The sequence below is a fragment of the Halorubrum sp. SP9 genome, from assembly GCF_005435015.1.
GTDB lineage: Archaea > Halobacteriota > Halobacteria > Halobacteriales > Haloferacaceae > Halorubrum > Halorubrum sodomense.
Genome location: NZ_SGXU01000123.1, coordinates 1 through 1177, shown reverse-complemented (window position 1 = coordinate 1177; position 1177 = coordinate 1). Strand labels below are relative to the sequence as shown.

General features: G+C 49.8%; 1 protein-coding gene and 1 pseudogene. One reads left to right on the top strand and one right to left on the bottom strand.

Annotated features, from left to right (window positions below):
* A pseudogene (locus EXE45_RS16765) lies at nucleotides 1–419 on the bottom strand (IS6 family transposase); the annotation flags it as partial.
* Nucleotides 420–520: 101 nt separating this feature from the next.
* Here EXE45_RS16765 and EXE45_RS16760 point away from each other — a divergent pair.
* Nucleotides 521–1177 (top strand): hypothetical protein (locus EXE45_RS16760; RefSeq protein WP_199233672.1); only part of this gene is annotated, 657 nt, incomplete at its 3' end.

Below are 1177 nucleotides of genomic sequence, written 5' to 3'. Positions count from 1 at the left end.
AAAGACCGCGTCGTCGACCTGATGTTTCCCACGGAGTTCTGAGAGAAACATCGAGGATATCGCGTTTGTTCTCGTCGGGTAGAGCCGAACGTGGAGCAGCCGGTTCGTGTCGGGATCGACGGCAGCGTACAGCCAATATCGCTCAGAGTTGAGCTGAATCACGGTTTCATCGACCGCAACGTGATTCGGATTCGCACCGTCTGTCGGCTGTAGATCCGCTTTTTGTACCCACCGGTGGACGGAAGTTCGATGGCGATCGACACCCAACCTCTCAAGAATCGAGACGGTATCCGAAAGTGATAATCCAGCCAAATGGAGTCGGATACCGAGCTTCATCACCGACTCGGGTGTCTCTCTCGCTTCAGAAAATCTAACTCGATACACCCGCTATCGCCGTTGAGACGGTCGAAACTAAGCATGAATCACTCAATCTTTTGACCGCCTCATCCTTCGACCTTATTTTAACACCGCCTTATAGATAGACGGAACGTTTATCCTACCCTCATAAGAATAGTGCGGCATGAACGTTCGGAAGTTCGTTTATAAACATACCTTCCCCCTTCACCACTGGGTTGTCAGGAATGATATGTTCGATTACTATGAGGATATCAAGAAATTCGAACGGAAGGACCGAAGAGCAATTCGCAATTTCCAGCGCGAACGGGTACAAAAAATGGTCGAATACGCTCGCGAGAACACAGAACATTACGCGAAGTCGCTGTCTGATGTTGACACCGATATTGACGATCTAGACGGGTTACTTCAGCAAATTCCGGTTCTCGACAAGCAGACGCTCCGTGACGATCCCGACCGGTTCACGAACGAGAAGTATGCCGATCATAAAATCACGACCTCGGGGTCAACTGGCACCCCGTTAGTCATGTGGGCGAATAAAGCGCAACTTGAGAAGCGCTTGGCCATGAACCTACGCAATCGTGAGTGGATGGGGTATGAGTGGGGGGACAAGAGCGTGCGTCTATGGCATCAGAAGATCGGGATGTCCACAATCCAGTGGATTAAAGAACAATTTGAGGCGTTCCTATCTCGCGAGAAATTCATCCCGGTCTTCAAAATGGGTGACGACAACCTCGGAGAGATTTTGGATGAAATCGACGAATACAATCCGGATCTCATCGACGGTTACGCCGAAGCATATAATATTCTCGTTGAGTACTGT